Origin of the sequence: Pseudomonas sp. P7548 (assembly GCF_013386585.1) — a bacterium.
Taxonomy (GTDB): domain Bacteria; phylum Pseudomonadota; class Gammaproteobacteria; order Pseudomonadales; family Pseudomonadaceae; genus Aquipseudomonas.
The window spans coordinates 57,820-76,712 of sequence record NZ_JACARO010000039.1 but is presented as its reverse complement, the minus strand read 5'-3'; the positions used below and the strand labels follow the sequence as shown (position 1 = coordinate 76,712).

16 protein-coding genes are annotated in these 18,893 nt (G+C 60.9%); 14 read left to right on the top strand and 2 right to left on the bottom strand.

Features of this window, described 5'->3' with window-relative positions; genetic code table 11:
• The first annotated feature begins 128 nt into the window (after positions 1-128).
• Positions 129-1,049 carry an ornithine carbamoyltransferase gene (gene argF, locus HX803_RS17280; RefSeq protein ID WP_178922058.1) on the top strand — a complete coding sequence of 307 codons (921 nt, stop codon included), beginning with the start codon at positions 129-131 and terminating at the stop codon, positions 1,047-1,049.
• On the top strand, positions 1,046-2,155 hold the full coding sequence (locus HX803_RS17275) for an ABC transporter ATP-binding protein (protein WP_178922056.1): 1,110 nt from the start codon (positions 1,046-1,048) through the stop codon (positions 2,153-2,155). Before argF ends, HX803_RS17275 begins: the two co-directional genes overlap by 4 nt.
• Before the next feature lie 153 nt (positions 2,156-2,308).
• Here the strand turns inward: HX803_RS17275 and ybaK are convergent, their stop codons facing one another.
• Entirely contained in the window at positions 2,309-2,779 is a 471-nt protein-coding gene (gene ybaK / locus HX803_RS17270) for a Cys-tRNA(Pro) deacylase (protein WP_057021816.1), read from the bottom strand.
• 327 nt (positions 2,780-3,106) lie between these two features.
• Here ybaK and HX803_RS17265 point away from each other — a divergent pair, with 327 nt between their 5' ends.
• The 4 genes from HX803_RS17265 (at position 3,107) to glpD (ending at position 8,187) form a co-directional block, all read left to right on the top strand.
• Positions 3,107-3,964 carry an MIP/aquaporin family protein gene (locus tag HX803_RS17265; protein WP_178922054.1) on the top strand — a complete coding sequence of 286 codons (858 nt, stop codon included), beginning with the start codon at positions 3,107-3,109 and terminating at the stop codon, positions 3,962-3,964.
• Positions 3,965-4,042: 78 nt separating this feature from the next.
• A complete protein-coding gene (glpK, locus tag HX803_RS17260; RefSeq protein WP_176994864.1) occupies positions 4,043-5,548 on the top strand; it encodes a glycerol kinase GlpK in 1,506 nt (501 codons plus the stop codon).
• Positions 5,549-5,631: 83 nt separating this feature from the next.
• The gene (locus HX803_RS17255; RefSeq protein WP_178922052.1) at positions 5,632-6,387 is read left to right on the top strand and encodes a DeoR/GlpR family transcriptional regulator; all 756 of its coding nucleotides are present in this window, start codon (positions 5,632-5,634) and stop codon (positions 6,385-6,387) included.
• 261 nt (positions 6,388-6,648) lie between these two features.
• The gene (gene glpD / locus HX803_RS17250) at positions 6,649-8,187 is read left to right on the top strand and encodes a glycerol-3-phosphate dehydrogenase (protein WP_178922050.1); all 1,539 of its coding nucleotides are present in this window, start codon (positions 6,649-6,651) and stop codon (positions 8,185-8,187) included.
• 47 nt (positions 8,188-8,234) lie between these two features.
• Here glpD and HX803_RS17245 read toward each other — a convergent pair whose 3' ends face one another.
• On the bottom strand, positions 8,235-8,945 hold the full coding sequence (locus tag HX803_RS17245) for a tetratricopeptide repeat protein (RefSeq protein ID WP_178922048.1): 711 nt from the start codon (positions 8,943-8,945) through the stop codon (positions 8,235-8,237).
• Between the two features lie 314 nt (positions 8,946-9,259).
• Here HX803_RS17245 and HX803_RS17240 point away from each other — a divergent pair, with 314 nt between their 5' ends.
• The 8 genes from HX803_RS17240 to HX803_RS17205 all read left to right on the top strand — a co-directional run bounded on the left by HX803_RS17240 (position 9,260) and on the right by HX803_RS17205 (position 18,783).
• Positions 9,260-11,392: a TonB-dependent receptor gene (locus HX803_RS17240; protein WP_372339921.1), complete on the top strand. Its 2,133-nt coding sequence runs from the start codon at positions 9,260-9,262 to the stop codon at positions 11,390-11,392.
• Positions 11,393-11,768: 376 nt separating this feature from the next.
• Positions 11,769-12,695, top strand: coding sequence for a glutamate/aspartate ABC transporter substrate-binding protein (locus HX803_RS17235; protein WP_178922044.1), 927 nt, complete (start codon positions 11,769-11,771; stop codon positions 12,693-12,695).
• A 194-nt stretch (positions 12,696-12,889) separates the two neighbouring features.
• Positions 12,890-13,636, top strand: coding sequence for an amino acid ABC transporter permease (locus HX803_RS17230; protein WP_010212762.1), 747 nt, complete (start codon positions 12,890-12,892; stop codon positions 13,634-13,636).
• Entirely contained in the window at positions 13,636-14,307 is a 672-nt protein-coding gene (locus HX803_RS17225) for an amino acid ABC transporter permease (RefSeq protein ID WP_010212763.1), read from the top strand. Before HX803_RS17230 ends, HX803_RS17225 begins: the two co-directional genes overlap by 1 nt.
• Positions 14,304-15,038 (top strand): amino acid ABC transporter ATP-binding protein, encoded by a 735-nt coding sequence (locus HX803_RS17220; protein ID WP_016970736.1) that lies wholly within the window; start codon positions 14,304-14,306, stop codon positions 15,036-15,038. The genes HX803_RS17225 and HX803_RS17220 overlap by 4 nt, the downstream gene beginning before the upstream one ends.
• Positions 15,039-15,209: 171 nt before the next feature.
• Positions 15,210-17,111 carry a sensor histidine kinase gene (locus HX803_RS17215; RefSeq protein WP_178922042.1) on the top strand — a complete coding sequence of 634 codons (1,902 nt, stop codon included), beginning with the start codon at positions 15,210-15,212 and terminating at the stop codon, positions 17,109-17,111.
• Positions 17,108-18,445 (top strand): sigma-54 dependent transcriptional regulator, encoded by a 1,338-nt coding sequence (locus HX803_RS17210; RefSeq protein ID WP_178922040.1) that lies wholly within the window; start codon positions 17,108-17,110, stop codon positions 18,443-18,445. Before HX803_RS17215 ends, HX803_RS17210 begins: the two co-directional genes overlap by 4 nt.
• Positions 18,445-18,783, top strand: a complete 339-nt coding sequence (locus tag HX803_RS17205) for a GlpM family protein (RefSeq protein WP_056858829.1) — start codon at positions 18,445-18,447, stop codon at positions 18,781-18,783. Before HX803_RS17210 ends, HX803_RS17205 begins: the two co-directional genes overlap by 1 nt.
• Positions 18,784-18,893: the final 110 nt, after the last annotated feature.

Below are 18,893 nucleotides of genomic sequence, written 5' to 3'. Positions count from 1 at the left end.
CATTTAATTATAAGATCGCGCCTTCCCCTATTTCGTCGCCCCGTGCGGCTTTCGCCGCAGGTCTCGCCCGTTGTCACAATAAACAAGGCTTTGAGTATCTGCGGTCTGTTGCAAAAAGGTAGTTAATGATGAGCGCAAGGCACTTTCTCTCCCTGATGGATTGCACGCCCGAAGAGCTGGTCAGCGTGATCCGTCGAGGCATTGAGCTTAAAGACCTGCGTAACCGCGGCGTACTGTTCGAGCCTTTGAAAAACCGTGTGCTCGGGATGATTTTCGAGAAGTCCTCGACCCGCACCCGCGTGTCGTTCGAAGCCGGCATGATCCAGTTGGGTGGCCAAGCCATCTTCCTGTCCTCGCGCGATACCCAATTGGGCCGTGGCGAACCGGTCGCCGACAGCGCCATCGTCCTGTCGAGCATGCTTGATGCGGTGATGATCCGTACCTTCGCCCACAGCACCGTCACCGAATTTGCCGCCCACTCCCGCGTGCCGGTGATCAACGGCCTGTCCGATGACCTGCACCCGTGCCAGTTGCTGGCCGACATGCAAACCTTCCTTGAACACCGTGGCTCGATCCAGGGCAAGACCGTGGCCTGGATCGGCGACGGCAACAACATGTGCAACAGCTATATAGAAGCGGCGATCCAGTTCGACTTCAAACTGCGTGTCGCCTGCCCGGAAGGTTACGAGCCCGACGCGCGCTTCCTGGCGCAGGCCGGCGACCGCGTGACCCTCGTGCGTGACCCGCGCGACGCCGCGATCGGCGCGCACCTGGTAAGCACCGACGTCTGGACCTCCATGGGCCAGGAAGACGAAACCGCCAAGCGCCTGGCCTTGTTCGCTCCGTATCAGGTCACCCGCGCCCTGCTCGACCTGGCCGCGCCAGACGTGCTGTTCATGCATTGCCTGCCTGCGCACCGTGGCGAAGAAATCAGCCTCGACCTGCTTGACGACTCGCGTTCAGTCGCCTGGGACCAGGCTGAAAACCGCCTGCATGCACAGAAAGCCTTGCTGGAGTTTCTCGTGCCGCCGTCGTACCACCACGCATGAGCCAGCCCTTACTGCTGAACCTGCGCAATCTGGCATGCGGCTATCAAGATCAACGGGTGGTGCAGAACCTCAACCTGCACCTCAACGCTGGCGACATCGGTTGCCTGCTGGGCTCTTCGGGCTGTGGCAAGACCACTACGCTGCGGGCGATTGCCGGGTTTGAACCGGTGCACGAAGGGGAAATCAGCCTGGCGGGCGAAGTGATCTCCAGCGCCGGTTTCACCCTGGCACCGGAGAAACGTCGTATCGGCATGGTGTTTCAGGACTACGCGTTGTTTCCTCATCTGAGCGTGGCCGACAACATCGCCTTCGGCATTCGCAAGCACCCGCAAAAAGATCGCGTGGTGGCCGAACTGCTGGAACTGGTGAACCTGAAGAACCTGGGCAAGCGTTTTCCCCACGAGCTTTCCGGTGGTCAGCAACAGCGTGTCGCCCTCGCCCGCGCCCTGGCGCCAGAGCCGGCATTGTTGCTGCTGGACGAACCGTTCTCCAACCTTGATGGCGAACTGCGCCGCAAGCTCAGCCACGAAGTGCGCGACATTCTCAAGGCACGGGGCACCAGTGCGATTCTGGTGACCCATGACCAGGAAGAAGCGTTTGCCGTCAGCGATCAAGTAGGCGTGTTCAAAGAGGGCCGCCTGGAGCAATGGGACACGCCCTACAACCTCTACCACGAACCGCAGACGCCTTACGTTGCCAGCTTTATCGGCCAGGGTTACTTCATTCGTGGCCAATTGAGTTCGCCGGAGTCGGTGAGTACCGAACTGGGTGACCTGCGCGGTAATCGTGCCTACACCTGGCCTACCGGTGGTGCGGTGGATGTGTTGCTGCGCCCGGATGACATCGTCTACGCGCCGGACAGTGCATTGAAAGCACGGATCGTCGGCAAGACATTCCTCGGTGCATCGACCCTGTATCGCCTGCAATTGCCAACGGGCGCGCAATTGGAATCGATCTTCCCAAGCCATGCCGACCATCAGGTCGGGGCTGATGTGGGGATTCGTGTTGCCGCCGAACACCTGGTGTTGTTCCAGGCTTCGGGCAGCACGGCGGCGCAGATTCCGCAGTCCGAATCAGGCGTGCGGCGGTACAGCCCGGCCCACTGACCACACAGGATCAAAAATGTAGGCGCCGGCTTTTGTGGGAGCGGGCTTGCTCGCGAATGCGGTGTATCAGAAAAAAATTCGTTGACTGACACTCCGCATTCGCGAGCAAGCCCGCTCCCACATTGGTTTTGCATTGGCTTCAAAAGCGGTGATTCAAGCCCGGCCAATCGGCGCGAATTTGGCCTGGGTGTGCTCCGCCAGCACAGCCGCTGGCAATTCAACTTCCAACCCCCTTCTGCCCGCACTCACAAAAATCGTCGCGAACGGCTGCGCCGTCTCATCGATAAAAGTACGCAAGCGCTTCTTCTGCCCCAGCGGGCTGATACCGCCCAACAAATAACCGGTAGAACGCTGCGCCGCTGCCGGGTCAGCCATCTCGACTTTTTTTACCCCCGCTGCATGGGCCAGCGCTTTCAAGTCCAGGCTTCCGACGACCGGCACCACGGCCACCAGCAACTCACCTTTCTCGCTGCTGGCCAACAAGGTCTTGAACACCTGCGCCGGATCCAACCCCAATTTCTCTGCGGCCTCCAGGCCATATGACGCGGCCTTGGGATCGTGCTCGTAACTGTGGATACGATGTTCGGCGCGAACTTTTTTCAACAGGTCCAATGCGGGGGTCATGACGTCTCCGGGCGTGGCAAACAGATGGCCAATTCTAGGCCAAGGCCACATAAAAGGCTCTAGTCCGCCCACCTTTAAGGTGCACGGGCAATGTGACAAGCGTGATCATTCACCAGACCAATAGTTTGAAAGTGACTGACGGTTCACTTTCGACCTTTGACAGCCGTCATTCTTGTCTATATTTTTTCGTTTCCGAATACTGTAGGAATAGACCTACAGCACTCGAGCAGTAAGCCGCGACCGGGATGGGGATCCTTGCCACGGTGAAAATCGCGCAACAACCCGTTGAGGTTGTGCGCCAGACAAGAACAACAACTGAGGTTTTCCATGACGACTGCTCTTCAACAGCCTTCACTTTCGAGCCAATGCATGGCCGAGTTCCTGGGGACTGCGCTTCTGATCTTCTTCGGTACAGGATGTGTCGCTGCGCTCAAGGTTGCGGGTGCCAGCTTCGGGTTGTGGGAAATCAGCATCATCTGGGGGGTGGGCGTCAGCATGGCGATCTACCTGAGCGCCGGTATTTCCGGGGCGCACCTCAACCCTGCCGTCAGTATTGCCCTGTGTATTTTCGCCGACTTCGAAAAGCGCAAACTGCCCTTCTATATCCTTGCCCAAGTCGCCGGCGCCTTCTGCTCCGCCGCGTTGGTCTACACCCTCTACAGCAATCTGTTTTTCGATTACGAACAAACCCACCATATGGTTCGCGGCACGCAAGCGAGCCTGGAACTGGCCTCTGTCTTCTCCACCTACCCTCACCCACTGCTGAGCACGGCCCAGGCCTTCCTGGTAGAAGTGGTGATTACCGCGATCCTGATGGGCGTGATCATGGCCCTGACCGACGATAACAACGGCCTGCCGCGCGGCCCCTTGGCGCCCCTGTTGATTGGCTTGCTGATCGCCGTGATTGGCAGCGCCATGGGCCCGCTGACCGGCTTCGCCATGAACCCTGCACGGGATTTCGGGCCGAAGCTGATGACCTTTTTCGCAGGCTGGGGTGAAATGGCCTTCACGGGTGGCCGCGATATTCCTTACTTCCTGGTTCCGATTTTCGCGCCAATTGTTGGCGCATGCCTCGGTGCTGCGGCCTATCGCGGGCTGATTGCCCGCCACCTGCCGAGCGCCGCACCTGCTATAGCTGAAGAAACACCTGACACGGCTGTCAACGGCAAGACCCGTATTTCCTGATAGCGCCAGCCTGGACGCACCTGCCCTTTTTGTGGCCCAGGCTGATTACCGATTTTCTTATTTTCCAAGGCATTCGACATGACCGATCTTCAGAATAAGAACTACATCATCGCCCTTGACCAAGGCACCACCAGCTCGCGCGCGATCATCTTTGATCGCGATGCCAACGTGGTTTGCACCGCCCAGCGCGAATTCGCCCAGCATTACCCGCAAGCCGGTTGGGTCGAACATGACCCGATGGAAATCTTCGCTACCCAAAGCGCCGTGATGGTCGAGGCCCTGGCCCAAGCGGGCCTGCACCATGACCAAGTGGCTGCCATCGGTATCACCAACCAGCGCGAAACCACCGTGGTGTGGGATAAGGTCACCGGCCGCCCAATCTACAACGCCATCGTCTGGCAGTGCCGCCGCAGCACCGAGATCTGCCAGCAGCTCAAGCGCGACGGCCACGAGCAGTACATCAGCGACACCACGGGCCTGGTCACCGACCCCTACTTCTCCGGCACCAAGCTCAAGTGGATCCTCGACAACGTCGAAGGCAGCCGCGAGCGCGCACGCGCTGGCGAACTGCTGTTCGGTACCGTCGACAGCTGGTTGATCTGGAAATTTACTGGCGGCAAGACTCACGTCACCGACTACACCAACGCCTCGCGCACCATGCTCTTCAACATCCACACCCTGGAGTGGGATGCGAAGATGCTGGAGATTCTCGACATTCCGCGCGAGATGCTGCCGGAAGTGAAGTCGTCCTCGGAAATCTACGGCCGCACCAAAAGCGGTATTGCCATCGGCGGTATCGCCGGCGACCAACAAGCCGCCCTGTTCGGCCAGATGTGTGTCGAAGCCGGCCAGGCCAAAAACACCTACGGCACCGGTTGCTTCCTGCTGATGAACACCGGCGACAAGGCGGTGAAATCCAAGCACGGCATGCTCACCACCATCGCCTGCGGCCCACGTGGCGAAGTGGCCTACGCCCTGGAAGGCGCCGTGTTCAACGGCGGCTCCACCGTGCAGTGGCTGCGTGATGAGCTGAAAATCATCAACGATGCCCACGACACCGAATACTTCGCCGGCAAGGTCAAGGACAGCAACGGCGTGTACCTGGTGCCTGCGTTTACTGGCCTGGGGGCGCCCTACTGGGACCCGTACGCCCGTGGCGCGTTGTTCGGCCTGACCCGTGGCGTACGCGTGGATCACATTATTCGTGCGGCCCTGGAGTCGATTGCCTACCAGACCCGCGACGTGCTCGACGCCATGCAACAGGATTCCGGCGAGCGCCTCAAAGCCCTGCGCGTGGACGGTGGTGCAGTGGCCAACAACTTCCTGATGCAGTTCCAGGCCGACATCCTCGGCACCCAGGTCGAGCGCCCGCAAATGCGTGAGACCACGGCACTCGGCGCGGCTTATCTGGCGGGCTTGGCGTGCGGTTTCTGGGGCAGCCTGGAAGAATTGCGCGGCAAGGCCGTGATCGAGCGCGAATTCGAGCCTCAGCTCGAAGAAAAGGAAAAAGAGAAGCTGTACGCCGGCTGGCAGAAAGCGGTCAGCCGCACCCGTGACTGGGAGCCTCACGAAGGCGCTGAATAAGCCAACGTCTGGTTGTAACTGGCAGGGAGCGGATTCCTGCGTCATCATGGGCCACTTTTGTATGGCAGCCCAAAGGACGCCCCATGAATCTGCCTCCCCGCCAACAACAAATCCTCGAGCTGGTCCGCGAACGCGGTTACGTCAGCATCGAAGAAATGGCGCAGCTGTTCGTTGTCACCCCGCAAACCATCCGCCGCGATATCAACCAGCTGGCGGACGCCAATCTGCTGCGCCGCTACCACGGCGGCGCGGCCTATGACTCCAGCGTCGAGAACACCGCGTACGCCATGCGTGCCAACCAGATGCGCGACGAGAAACAACGCATCGGCGAAGCCATCGCCGCCCAGATCCCCGATCACGCCTCGCTGTTCATCAATATCGGCACCACCACTGAATCCATCGCTCGTGCGCTGCTGAACCATAGTCACCTGAAAATCATCACCAACAACCTCAACGTCGCCACCATGCTCAGTGCCAAGGATGACTTCGATGTGCTGCTGACCGGCGGTAACGTGCGCCGTGACGGCGGTGTGGTGGGCCAGGCCAGTGTGGACTTCATCAACCAGTTCAAGGTCGACTTTGCGCTGGTGGGCATCAGCGGCATCGATGAGGACGGCAGCCTGCTGGACTTCGATTATCAGGAAGTGCGCGTTTCCCAGGCGATCATCGCCAATGCACGCCAGGTGATCCTGGCGGCGGACTCCAGCAAATTCGGGCGCAATGCCATGATTCGCCTGGGGCCGATCAGTCTGGTGGATTGCCTGGTGACCGATCAGCAGCCAGTGCCGGCGCTGGTGCAGCTGTTGAATCAGCACAAGGTTCGGCTGGAAGTCGTCTAGCGCCTGTTCTGACGCCATCGCGGGCAAGCCCGGCTCCCACAGGTAATCGCATTTCAATGTGGGAGCCGGGCTTGCCCGCGATGGCGGCCTGCCTGACCCCACATCACCCTCACTTTTTGTTCACAAATTTTCCTTTCTCGGTCTTTCGATGAGTTTTTTCAATCGAAGGCAGGTGGCTGCGCGCGCGTTTATCAGCTACCATTTTCGCAAATGAACATTAATGTTCGAATTCCAAGACGAAAAAGATCGCGAGGCCAGCCGATGAACCCTTCCACCTTGCCTGCTCCACCGCTTGCCGAAGTCTATGACGTTGCCGTTATCGGTGGCGGGATCAATGGCGTCGGCATTGCAGCAGACGCAGCCGGTCGCGGGTTGTCGGTATTCCTTTGCGAAAAGGACGACTTGGCCAGCCACACCTCGTCGGCCAGCAGCAAGCTGATCCACGGCGGCTTGCGCTACCTCGAACATTACGAATTCCGCCTGGTGCGCGAAGCCCTGGCCGAACGTGAAGTGCTGCTGGCCAAGGCGCCGCACATCGTCAAGCAGATGCGTTTCGTGCTGCCACACCGCCCGCACCTTCGCCCGGCGTGGATGATCCGCGCCGGCCTGTTCCTGTACGACCATCTCGGCAAACGCGAAAAACTCGCGGGTTCCAAGAGCCTCAAGTTCGGCGCGGACAGCCCGCTCAAAAGCGAAATCACCAAAGGCTTCGAATACTCCGATTGCTGGGTCGATGACGCGCGACTCGTCGTGTTGAACGCCATGGCCGCCCGTGAAAAAGGCGCGCACATCCACACTCAGACCCGCTGCGTGAGCGCTCACCGCAGCAAAGGCCTGTGGGAAATGAACATGGAGCGCGCCGACGGCAGCCTGTTCTCGATCCGCGCCCGTGCGCTGGTGAACGCGGCCGGCCCATGGGTCGCCAAGTTCATCAAGGACGACTTGAAGCTGGACTCGCCTTACGGCATCCGCTTGATCCAGGGCAGCCACCTGATCGTACCGAAGCTGTACGAAGGCGCTCACGCGCACATCCTGCAGAACGAAGACCAACGCATCGTTTTCACCATTCCGTACCTCAACCACCTGACCATCATCGGCACCACCGACCGCGAATACACCGGCGACCCGGCAAAAGTCGCGATTACCGAAGGTGAAACCGACTACATGCTCAAGGTGGTCAACGCGCACTTCAAGAAACAGCTGAGCCGTGACGACATCGTGCACACCTACTCCGGCGTGCGCCCGCTGTGCAACGACGAATCGGACAACCCGTCGGCCATCACCCGCGACTACACCCTGGCGCTGTCTGGCGGCACGGGTGAAGCACCGATCCTGTCGGTGTTCGGCGGCAAGCTGACCACCTACCGCAAACTCGCCGAGTCGGCGATGGCGCAACTGGCCCCCTACTTCACGCAGATGCGTCCGAGCTGGACCGCCAAAGCCAGTCTGCCCGGCGGCGAGAACATGACCACGCCAGAGGCATTGGCCGACGCCATTCGCAGCAAGTTCGACTGGGTGCCGAGCGAGATCGCCCGCCGCTGGTCCACCACCTACGGCAGCCGCACCTGGCGCCTGCTGGAAGGTGTGCAATCGTTGGCCGATTTGGGCGATCACCTGGGTGGCGGCCTGTACACCCGTGAAGTCGACTACCTGTGCGCCGAAGAATGGGCCACCCAGGCTCACGATGTGCTGTGGCGCCGCACCAAGCTCGGTCTGTTCACCACGCCGGACGAGCAGGAGAACGTGCAGCGCTATCTGTCACAGGTTGAGCAGAATCGCGGCAAGACCCAGGCAGCCTGATCACCGCAGCCAAACAAAGCCCCCGTATCGAAAGGTCCGGGGGCTTTTTATTGGGTGTCTGATTGTTGTTGGTAACGCAGCCCCATCTCACGGATGGCGCTGGAGGCCGACGCGAGCAAAACAGGGTAAGCCGCTTCTAGGAAGCCCGGGGTCGCCGTGTTCAAGGCGCGCTCGAGCCATACGCACGCCTGTTCTTCATCGCCCGCCTGGGCCAGCTCTGCAGCATGGTTGTATTGGCCGCGAAAATCCCCGGCCTCGGCGGCGCGCAGGTACCACTGCCGCGCCAGTGGCACATCCTTGGGCACCACAACACCTTCATGATGAAAGCGTCCCAGCAGGTTCATCGACTTGGCGTGCCCCTTGGCGGCGGCCAGGCGGAACTGTTCGTATGCGGCCGCCAGGTCTTGCTCCACGCCACGACCACGGCTCAGCAATTGGCCGTAGTTGTAGAGCCCCCAATCCAGCCCCAAGTCGGCGGCCTGCCGGTAATGCTGCGCCGCATCGGCCAGGTCGATCACGCAACCCCAGCCGTTCTCCAGGCAACGTCCGACCATGTTGATCGCCATCGGGTGACGTTGGCGGGCAGCGATTCGAAACCAGCTCAGCGCCAATGTCGGGTCTTTCTGCACGCCACGGCCATCGAGCAACAACTGGGCCAGGGTTGCCTGCGCATCCACGTCCCCCAGCTGCGCGGCATGCATGACCCAGCGCACATACGCACGCGGGTTGTCCGCAATTTCTGTCTGCCCACTCTGCATTGGCACTTCTCACAGGCTGATAAAACTGACTGAAATTTCATGAATCATTTCGTTACAAAGTATTACATTTGAGATCCGCTATCAATTACGATCGCCTCTCACTTCTACCAACAAGAGACTATTCAATGGCTACCGGGATCAGTTCTGCCCCCCTCTCATCGCGGCATTTGCTCGCGTCGGCTGTGGGTTTGGCAGTGGCTGCGCAAGGAGGATTCAGTTACGCGGCGGAGACCGCAACCGATGACACAGGCGTCATTCAGCTAGGCGCGACGAGCATTGAGGGCCAGGCCCCGAGTCAGAGCGCCTACAACCCTGTGGCGCCTTCATCCCCCAAGTACACCGAAGCGCTGCGCGATACGCCGCAGACCATCACGGTCGTTCCCAAGGAAGTCATTCATGACCAGAACCTGCTGACCCTGCGCGATGTGCTCAGCACCGTGCCGGGCATCACCTTCGGCGCCGGCGAAGGCGGCAGCGGCTATGGCGACAGCATCAACCTGCGCGGTTTTTCTGCCAGCGGTGATATCTACGTGGACGGCGTGCGCGACAGTGCGCAATACAGCCGCACCGACCCGTTCAACCTGGAACAGGTGGAAGTCGTCAGCGGCGCAAGCTCGGTGTATTCAGGCTCGGGCGCGGTCGGCGGCACCATCAACCTGGTGAGCAAGACCCCGGAGTTGCGTGACAAAACCACCATCAGTGCCGGCATCGGCACCGACAACTACAAGCGCACCACGCTTGATACCAACCAGATGCTCAACGACACCACCGCGTTCCGGCTCAACCTCATGGCCCATGGTAACGACGTGCCGGGGCGCGATTATGAAGATTACGAACGCTGGGGCATTGCGCCCTCCATTGCGTTCGGCCTGGGCACACCAACGCGCGTCACCGTCAGTTACGAGCACCAGAAAGACAACAACACCCCGCAATACGGCATCCCCATCTACAACGGCAAACCCATGCCGGGCGTGGGTTGGAGCGACTTCTACGGCTACCACAACATCAACGACCAGCAGATCACCTCGGACGCGTTCAGCCTGAAGCTCGAACACGATTTCAATGACGCCGTGTCGGTGCGCAACTTCACCCGCGTCGAGCGCGTGCGCCAAGATTTGCGCGCCTCCGGTCCAGAAGGCGCGCAGGCCGGTTGCCTGGCCAGCGGCACCCAGATCACTGGCGCCCCGTGCGCTGCGGGTTTGAACCCGGGTTTCTTCCAGCCAAGCGGCGGCTCGCTGGGTAACGAGCGCAATACCCAGAACAAGATGTTCACCAACCAGACCGACGTCACCAGCCGCTTCAGCACCGGCTTCATCGACCACACCCTGGTGACCGGCATCGCCATCAGCCGTGAGGAATACGAGGCGGATACCGGCAAATGGCTGACTAACAGCAACGGCACCGCGATCGTGCCGCCGCCGGTCAGCTTCAGCGACCCGAACTCCTACTGGGCTGGCCCGGTCAACTTCACCCGCGCGGCCCACGTCGACGGCGCGCTGAACAACCGTGCGGCCTACGCCTTCGACACGCTCAAGCTGAACCCGCAGTGGGAAATCAACGGCGGCCTGCGCTACGAGCACAACGCCGGCAGTTCGGTGACCAACGCCTACTCGACCTCGGGCGTGGAAACCCCGGGCCAGCGCTACGGCCAAGCCGACGACCTGACCTCCTACCGCCTGGCGCTGGTCTACAAGCCAGTGGAGAACGGCAGCTTCTATGTCGCCTACGGCAACAGCAAGACCCCGTCCCAAGCGAGCGTGAACGGTGGCTGCTTCACCCCGGCCAAAAGCTCCAGCATCGCCACCAACAACTGCAACGTCGCCCCGGAAACCGCCGTCAGCTATGAAATCGGTACCAAGTGGGACTTCCTCGACAATGCCCTGTCGGTCACCGGCGCGATCTTCCGCAACGACCGCACCAACTACAAAGTGGCCGACCCCGACCCCACCAACCTGAGCGGTACGCAGTCCCTCGACGGTAAAGCCCGGGCAGACGGCGTGGCACTGGGCCTGAGCGGCGCGATCACCGATCGCTGGAAGGTCTTCGCCAACTACACCTACCTCGACACCCGCGTCCTGCGCAGCGCCAGCGACTTTACCCTGGCCAACACCGGCTTCGACGCGCAGAAAGGCGAGCCTCTGCCCTTCACGCCCAAACACGCAGCCAGCCTGTGGACGGTGTACGACCTGCCCTACGACTTCCAGGTGGGCTACGGCATCACCGCGCAATCCAAGCAGTACCTGGTCAGCGCCGCCGGGGCACCGACGGCGCCCGGCTATGCGGTGCAGCGCGCGATGCTCGGCTATAAGGTCAACAAGCAGCTGAACCTGCAGTTGAACGTCAATAACCTGTTCGACAAGGACTACCTGACCCGCATCCGCAACAACGGCTGGGCCGTGCCAGGCGATGGCCGCGCAGCCGTCGTTTCCGCCGACTACACCTTCTAACCCGCCCCTGTAGGAGCTGGCTTGCCAGCGATGGCATCACCTCGGTCTCTTCAGACAACCGAGGTGCCTGTATCGCAGGCAAGCCAGCTCCCACACAAAAGCCACGCCTGAGACACCCTGCGCACCATTCGGTTTTCCGAACGCCGCCCTCCCCCCGATTCGGTTTGCCGGATCCCTCGCTTAAAAATCCCCCGTCACACAAAGTTAATCTACATATAAATCAGATAGTTAACTGTTTGTTTCGGGTATGGCACGACTCATGCTCTACACTCCCTGACGATTGCCTGAGACGCCTCAGGAGCCGTCATGGGCATTCGCTGTACAAGAGAGCCGTTTAGCCGGCTTCATAAAAAAAACAAATGTCGAGGAAGTATTGATGCGCATCGTTCCCCATATCCTGGGCGCAGCTATCGCTGCTGCTCTGATCAGCACTCCAGTTTTCGCCGCCGAACTCACCGGCACACTGAAGAAAATCAACGACTCCGGCACCATCACCCTCGCGCACCGCGACAGCTCCATTCCGTTTTCCTACATCGCGGATGGTTCGGGCAAACCCGTGGGCTACTCCCACGACATTCAGTTGGCCATCGTTGAACAACTGAAAAAAGACCTGAACAAGCCCGACCTCAAGGTTAAATACAACCTGGTGACCTCGCAGACCCGCATCCCGTTGATCCAGAACGGCACTGCGGACGTTGAGTGTGGTTCCACCACCAACAACGCCGAACGCGCCCAGCAAGTTGATTTCACCGTCAACATCTTCGAAATCGGCACCCGTCTGCTGGTCAAGAAAGACGCTGATGGCAAGCCGTCCTACGCTGACTTTGCCGACCTGAAAGGCAAGAACGTCGTGACCACCGCGGGCACCACGTCCGAGCGCATCATCAAGGCGATGAACGCTGACAAGCAAATGGGCATGAACGTCATCTCCGCCAAAGACCACGGTGAATCCTTCAACATGCTGGAAAGCGGCCGTGCCGTTGCCTTCATGATGGACGACGCCCTGCTGGCCGGTGAAGAAGCCAAGGCCAAGAAGCCGGACGACTGGGTCATCACCGGTACTCCGCAGTCCTTCGAAGCCTACGCGTGCATGGTGCGTAAAGACGACCCAGCATTCAAGAAAGCTGTCGATGACGCCATCGTCGCCCTGTACAAATCCGGCGAGATCAACAAGATCTACAGCAAGTGGTTCGAGAGCCCGATCCCACCAAAAGGCCTGAACCTGAACTTCCCGATGAGCGACAAGGTGAAGGAGCTGATCGCCAACCCAAGCGACAAGCCAGCGCCTGACGTAAAAATCTGATACCTGACTAAGCTTATCTCCTGAGGGAGCCAACCCTCCCTCAGGCGTCTGTTACTACCTGCTGGCTTTAATGTGGAACACTCGACCTGGCGGTTTTCGAGCCGATCGCGTGTGCCTGGCGTTCACCGTCAGGCGGGAAAGGATCTTCCCCAAGCGGGTGCTTGTACATCGATCGATCTCGAGGGGAGACCCTAATGAATTACAACTGGGACTGGGGCGTGTTCTTCAAGTCCACCGGCGTTGGCAGCGAGACTTATCTCGACTGGTACATCGCCGGCCTGGGCTGGACCATCGCCATCGCTGTCGTGGCATGGATTATCGCCTTGCTGCTGGGGTCCATTCTGGGCGTCATGCGCACCGTGCCAAACCGCATCGTATCGGGCATCGCGACCTGCTACGTGGAACTGTTTCGTAACGTGCCGCTGCTGGTTCAGCTGTTCATCTGGTACTTCCTGGTACCGGACATGCTGCCGCAGAACCTGCAGGACTGGTACAAACAAGACCTGAACCCGACCACCTCGGCCTACCTGAGCGTTGTCGTGTGCCTGGGCCTGTTCACCGCCGCTCGCGTCTGTGAGCAAGTACGCACCGGTATCCAGGCGCTGCCACGGGGCCAGGAATCCGCCGCGCGGGCCATGGGCTTCAAGCTGCCGCAGATCTACTGGAACGTGCTGCTGCCCCAGGCCTACCGGATCATCATTCCGCCGCTCACCTCGGAATTCCTCAACGTCTTCAAGAACTCCTCCGTGGCGTCCTTGATCGGCCTGATGGAATTGCTGGCGCAGACCAAGCAGACCGCCGAGTTCTCGGCCAACCTGTTTGAAGCCTTCACCCTGGCCACGCTGATCTACTTCACCCTGAACATGAGCCTGATGCTGCTCATGCGCCTGGTCGAGAAGAAAGTCGCCGTGCCCGGCCTGATCTCCGTGGGGGGTAAATAATGGACTTCGATTTCAGCGGCATCATCCCCGCCATCCCGGGCCTGTGGAACGGCATGGTCATGACCTTGCAGTTGATGGTCATGGGCGTGGTCGGCGGTATTGCCCTTGGTACGGTCCTGGCGCTGATGCGCCTGTCGTCCAGCAAACTGCTGTCCCGCGTGGCCGGCGCCTACGTGAACTACTTCCGCTCGATCCCGCTGCTGCTGGTGATCACCTGGTTCTACCTGGCGGTGCCGTTCGTGCTGCGCTGGATCACCGGCGAAGACACCCCGATCGGCGCGTTCACCTCCTGCGTCGTGGCCTTCATGATGTTCGAAGCCGCGTACTTCTGTGAAATCGTGCGGGCCGGCGTGCAGTCGATCCCTAAAGGCCAGATGGCGGCGGCACAGGCCATGGGCATGACCTATGGCCAGACCATGCGCCTGATCATCCTGCCCCAGGCGTTCCGCAAGATGACCCCGTTGCTGCTGCAACAGTCGATCATCCTGTTCCAGGACACCTCGCTGGTCTACACCGTGGGCCTGGTGGACTTCCTCAACTCCGCCCGCTCCAACGGCGACATCATCGGCCGCTCCAACGAGTTCCTGATCTTCGCCGGTGTCGTCTACTTCATCATCAGCTTTTCCGCCTCGCTGCTGGTCAAGCGTCTGCAAAAAAGGTTTGCCGTATGATCTCTATCAAGAACATCAACAAGTGGTATGGCGACTTCCAGGTGCTGACCGATTGCAGCACCGAGGTTAAAAAAGGCGAAGTGATCGTGGTGTGCGGGCCGTCGGGCTCGGGTAAGTCCACCCTGATCAAGTGCGTCAACGCGCTGGAACCGTTCCAGAAAGGCGACATCGTGGTCGACGGCACCTCCATTGCCGACCCGAAGACAGACTTGCCGAAACTGCGTTCGCGCGTGGGCATGGTGTTCCAGCACTTCGAGCTGTTCCCGCACCTGACCATCACCGAAAACCTGACCATCGCGCAGATCAAGGTGCTGGGTCGCAGCAAGGAAGAGGCCACCAAGAAAGGCCTGCAACTGCTCGACCGCGTCGGCCTGTCGGCCCATGCCCACAAGCACCCGGGCCAGCTGTCCGGCGGCCAGCAACAACGTGTGGCGATCGCCCGCGCCCTGGCCATGGACCCGATCGTCATGCTGTTCGACGAACCGACCTCGGCGCTGGACCCGGAGATGGTGAACGAAGTGCTCGACGTGATGGTGCAGCTGGCCCACGAAGGCATGACCATGATGTGCGTGACTCACGAAATGGGCTTCGCCCGTAAAGTGGCCGACCGCGTGATCTTCATGGACGCCGGCAAGATCATCGAGGACTGCCCGAAAGAAGAGTTCTTCGGCGACATCAGCGCCCGTTCCGAACGCGCGCAGCACTTCCTCGAGAAAATCCTGCAGCACTAAGCCCTACAAAGCTTCCACTGTAAAAGCCGGGCCAATTGTGGGAGCGGGCTTGCTCGCGAAAGCGGTACATCAGCCACTGCATCTTTGACTGACACACCGCCTTCGCGAGCAAGCCCGCTCCCACAGGGCCCGCGCAGGCCGGTAAGCTCTGGTTGACCCAAGGCATCTGTGATGAAATGCGACCCCAACCCCTATCGCGCCGCGCCGCCATCACTTGCCGTGAAGCCTCGTCTGATTCGCCAACTGTTCCTGCCGCCGTTGATCATCGCCCTGATGATCGGCTTGGGTTATATCGGCTTCTGGGTCAGTGAGTACTATGGCATCCGCACCCTCAGCGACAACGGCGAACGCCAGCTGGAGCTGCACGCCCGTACCGTCGAAAGCGAACTGAGCAAATACACCTACCTGCCCAGCCTGCTGGAACTGGAATCCAGCGTGTCGACGCTGCTGGCCGACCCGAATCAGGAAACCCGCAAGACCGTCAACGATTACCTCGAAGGCCTGAATCGACGCAGTCGCAGTCGGGCCATCTACGTGATGGACACCACCGGCCGTGTGCTGGCCACCAGTAACTGGCGCGATGCCGACAGTTACCAAGGTGAAGACCTGTCCTTTCGCGCCTATTTCCAGAATGCCGTGCGCGGCCAACCCGGCCGTTTCTACGGCATCGGCAGCACCAACGGCGAACCCGGCTACTACCTGGCCCATGGCCTGGAAGAGCACGGCAAGATCATCGGCGTCGCCGTGGTCAAGGTGCGCCTCGAAGCCCTTGAAGAACGCTGGCAGCGCGCACGCCTCGAAGCCTTCGTGAGCGACGAGAACGGCATCATCATTCTGTCCAGCGACCCGGCCCGCCGCCTCAAGGCTGTGCGCCCGCTGAGCGACGACACCAAGGAACGCCTGGCCCACAGCCTGCAATATTACTGGGCGACGCTGAACGAGCTTGAGCCCCTGGCCCGCGAGCGCCTGAACGAAGGCACCGAAAAACTGACCTTCCCGGCCAACAGTGAAGTGGTCAACGACGAGCACGAAGTCAGCTACCTGGCACAAACTCGCCCGCTCAATGACACACCGTGGAATTTCACCCTGCTCACCCCGCTCAATGACCTGCGCCGGGCCGCCATCAACCAGGGCATCCTGGTGGCCGTGGCCTTTGGCCTGGTCGCATTCCTGCTGATTGCCTGGAACGAGCGGCGCAAAGTCATCGCCACCCGCCTCGCCGCGCGGGAAGCCTTGCAGGAAGCCAACAGCCAGCTCGAACGTCGGATTGCCGAACGCACCGCCGACCTGCGCGCCAGCAACGAACGACTCAAGGGCCAGATCCGCGAACGGCGCCAGGCCGAAGAGACCCTGCGCCGCGCCCAGGATGAGCTGGTACAGGCTGGCAAACTGGCTGCCATCGGTCAGATGTCCACCAGCATCGCCCACGAACTGAACCAGCCACTGGCCGCGCTGCGCACTTTGTCTGGCAACACGGTGCGCTTCCTCGAGCGTGGCGCCTTGGACACCGCCAGCGCCAACCTCAAGACCATCAACGAACTGATCGACCGCATGGGCCGCATCACCGCCAGCCTGCGCTCCTTTGCCCGGCGCGGTGATGACCAGGGCGAAGCCAGCCTCGCCAAGGCCGTGGAGGCTGCCTTCCAGGTGCTTGGTGCGCGCCTGGACAGCTTGCCGCTGACCCTGCACCGCGACTTCGCCAACGCCCAACTGCAAATCGATCAGACGCGCCTGGAGCAGATCCTGGTCAACCTGATCGGCAACGCCCTGGACGCCATGCAGGCACAACCGGCGCCGCAGTTGTGGCTCGAAGGCAGCAGCAGCGACGGCAAATATCGCCTGCAGGTGCGCGACAACGGCCACGGCATCGACCCCGAGGCGCGCAAGCATTTGTTCGAACCGTTCTTCACCACCAAGCCCGGCGAGCAAGGCCTGGGGCTGGGCCTGACCCTTTCCGCCAGCCTCGCGGCGGCCACCGGCGGCAACCTTGCCGTGGAACACCCGGCCAGTGGTGGTACTGCCTTTGTCTTGTGCCTGCCGTTGGCGGGCACTCAAAAAGCTGAGTCGACATGAAAACAGATCCTAAAGACCTCACCGTCCTGATCGTCGAAGACGACCCCCATGTGCTGCTCGGCTGCCAGCAAGCCCTGGCGCTGGAAGATATTCCCAGCGTGGGTGTGGGCAGCGCCGAGGAAGCGCTCAAGCGCATCGGCGAAAACTTTGCCGGCATCGTCATCAGCGACATCCGCCTGCCGGGCATCGACGGCCTGGAACTGCTGACGCGCCTCAAGGCCCTGGATAAAAGCCTGCCGGTGGTGTTGATCACCGGGCACGGCGACATTTCCATGGCCGTCGGCGCCATGCGCAACGGCGCCTACGACTTCATGGAAAAACCCTTTTCCCCCGAGCGTCTGGTGGATGTGGTCCGCCGTGCCCTGGAGCAACGTGGCCTGGCCCGGGAAGTCTGGTCGCTGCGCCGCCAACTGGCCGAACGCGACTCCCTGGAAGGTCGCATCATCGGGCGCTCGCCGGCCATGCAGAACCTGCGCGAACTGATCGCCAACGTCGCCGACACCTCGGCCAACGTGCTGATCGAAGGTGAGACCGGTACCGGCAAGGAATTGGTTGCGCGGTGCCTGCATGATTTCAGCCGACGCCACACTCACCAGTTCGTGGCACTGAACTGCGGCGGTTTGCCGGAAAACCTGTTTGAAAGCGAGATCTTCGGCCACGAGGCCAACGCCTTCACCGGCGCCGGCAAGCGTCGCATCGGCAAGATCGAGCACGCCCACGAGGGCACGCTGTTCCTCGATGAAGTGGAAAGCATGCCGATCAACCTGCAGATCAAACTGCTGCGGGTCTTGCAGGAGCGCACCCTCGAACGCCTGGGGTCGAACCAGAGCGTTGCGGTGGATTGCCGGGTGATCGCCGCCACCAAGTCCGACCTCGATGAGCTGAGCCGCGCCAACCAGTTCCGCAGCGACCTGTACTACCGCCTCAACGTGGTCACCCTGGAACTGCCGCCCCTGCGCGAGCGCCGCGAAGACATCCTGCAACTGTTCGAGCACTTTCTGCAGCAGTCGTCCCTGCGCTTCGACCGCACCGCGCCGGAACTGGACAACCAGACCCTGTCGAGCCTGATGAGCCACGACTGGCCGGGCAACGTACGTGAGCTGCGCAACGTCGCCGAACGCTTCGCCCTGGGCCTGCCCGCCTTCAAGAAAAGCGGCACCGGCAGTGGCAACCACGGCTTGGCGTTTACCGAAGCGGTGGAGGCGTTCGAACGCAACCTGCTCAACGATGCACTGCAACGCAGCGGCGGCAACCTGACCCAGGCCAGCCTGGAACTCGGGATGGCCAAGACCACGCTGTTCGACAAGGTCAAGAAATACGGGTTGAGCCACTGATGGATCTGTTACTCAAGGCTGCCCTGGGCGCAGCGGTCGTGCTGATCCTGGCCGCGCTGGCCAAGACCAAGAACTACTACATCGCAGGCCTGGTGCCGCTGTTCCCGACCTTCGCGCTGATCGCCCATTACATCGTCGGCAAGGGCCGTTCGGTGGACGACCTGAAGACCACGATCCTGTTCGGGATGTGGTCGATCATTCCGTACTTTGTGTATTTGGCGACGCTGTATGTGATGGTCGACCGGATGCGGCTGGAGGCGTCTTTGGCCGTCGCAGCAGTAGCATGGTTGATGGCCGCGACCGTGCTGGTCAGCGTGTGGGTACGCGTCCACGCCTGACCCAATGTAATCAAAACTGTGGGAGCGGGCTTGCTCGCGAATGCGGAGGTTCAGTTGGACCCTATTTGACTGACACACCGCTTTCGCGAGCAAGCCCGCTCCCACATTTG

Bases quoted from the DNA above. Each gene is read 5' to 3' on its own strand.
- argF (WP_178922058.1), top strand. From the start codon at position 129: ATGAGCGCAAGGCACTTTCTCTCCCTGATGGATTGCACGCCCGAAGAG.
- HX803_RS17275 (WP_178922056.1), top strand. From the start codon at position 1,046: ATGAGCCAGCCCTTACTGCTGAACCTGCGCAATCTGGCATGCGGCTAT.
- ybaK (WP_057021816.1), bottom strand. From the start codon at position 2,779: ATGACCCCCGCATTGGACCTGTTGAAAAAAGTTCGCGCCGAACATCGT.
- HX803_RS17265 (WP_178922054.1), top strand. From the start codon at position 3,107: ATGACGACTGCTCTTCAACAGCCTTCACTTTCGAGCCAATGCATGGCC.
- glpK (WP_176994864.1), top strand. From the start codon at position 4,043: ATGACCGATCTTCAGAATAAGAACTACATCATCGCCCTTGACCAAGGC.
- HX803_RS17255 (WP_178922052.1), top strand. From the start codon at position 5,632: ATGAATCTGCCTCCCCGCCAACAACAAATCCTCGAGCTGGTCCGCGAA.
- glpD (WP_178922050.1), top strand. From the start codon at position 6,649: ATGAACCCTTCCACCTTGCCTGCTCCACCGCTTGCCGAAGTCTATGAC.
- HX803_RS17245 (WP_178922048.1), bottom strand. From the start codon at position 8,945: ATGCAGAGTGGGCAGACAGAAATTGCGGACAACCCGCGTGCGTATGTG.
- HX803_RS17235 (WP_178922044.1), top strand. From the start codon at position 11,769: ATGCGCATCGTTCCCCATATCCTGGGCGCAGCTATCGCTGCTGCTCTG.
- HX803_RS17230 (WP_010212762.1), top strand. From the start codon at position 12,890: ATGAATTACAACTGGGACTGGGGCGTGTTCTTCAAGTCCACCGGCGTT.
- HX803_RS17225 (WP_010212763.1), top strand. From the start codon at position 13,636: ATGGACTTCGATTTCAGCGGCATCATCCCCGCCATCCCGGGCCTGTGG.
- HX803_RS17220 (WP_016970736.1), top strand. From the start codon at position 14,304: ATGATCTCTATCAAGAACATCAACAAGTGGTATGGCGACTTCCAGGTG.
- HX803_RS17215 (WP_178922042.1), top strand. From the start codon at position 15,210: ATGAAATGCGACCCCAACCCCTATCGCGCCGCGCCGCCATCACTTGCC.
- HX803_RS17210 (WP_178922040.1), top strand. From the start codon at position 17,108: ATGAAAACAGATCCTAAAGACCTCACCGTCCTGATCGTCGAAGACGAC.
- HX803_RS17205 (WP_056858829.1), top strand. From the start codon at position 18,445: ATGGATCTGTTACTCAAGGCTGCCCTGGGCGCAGCGGTCGTGCTGATC.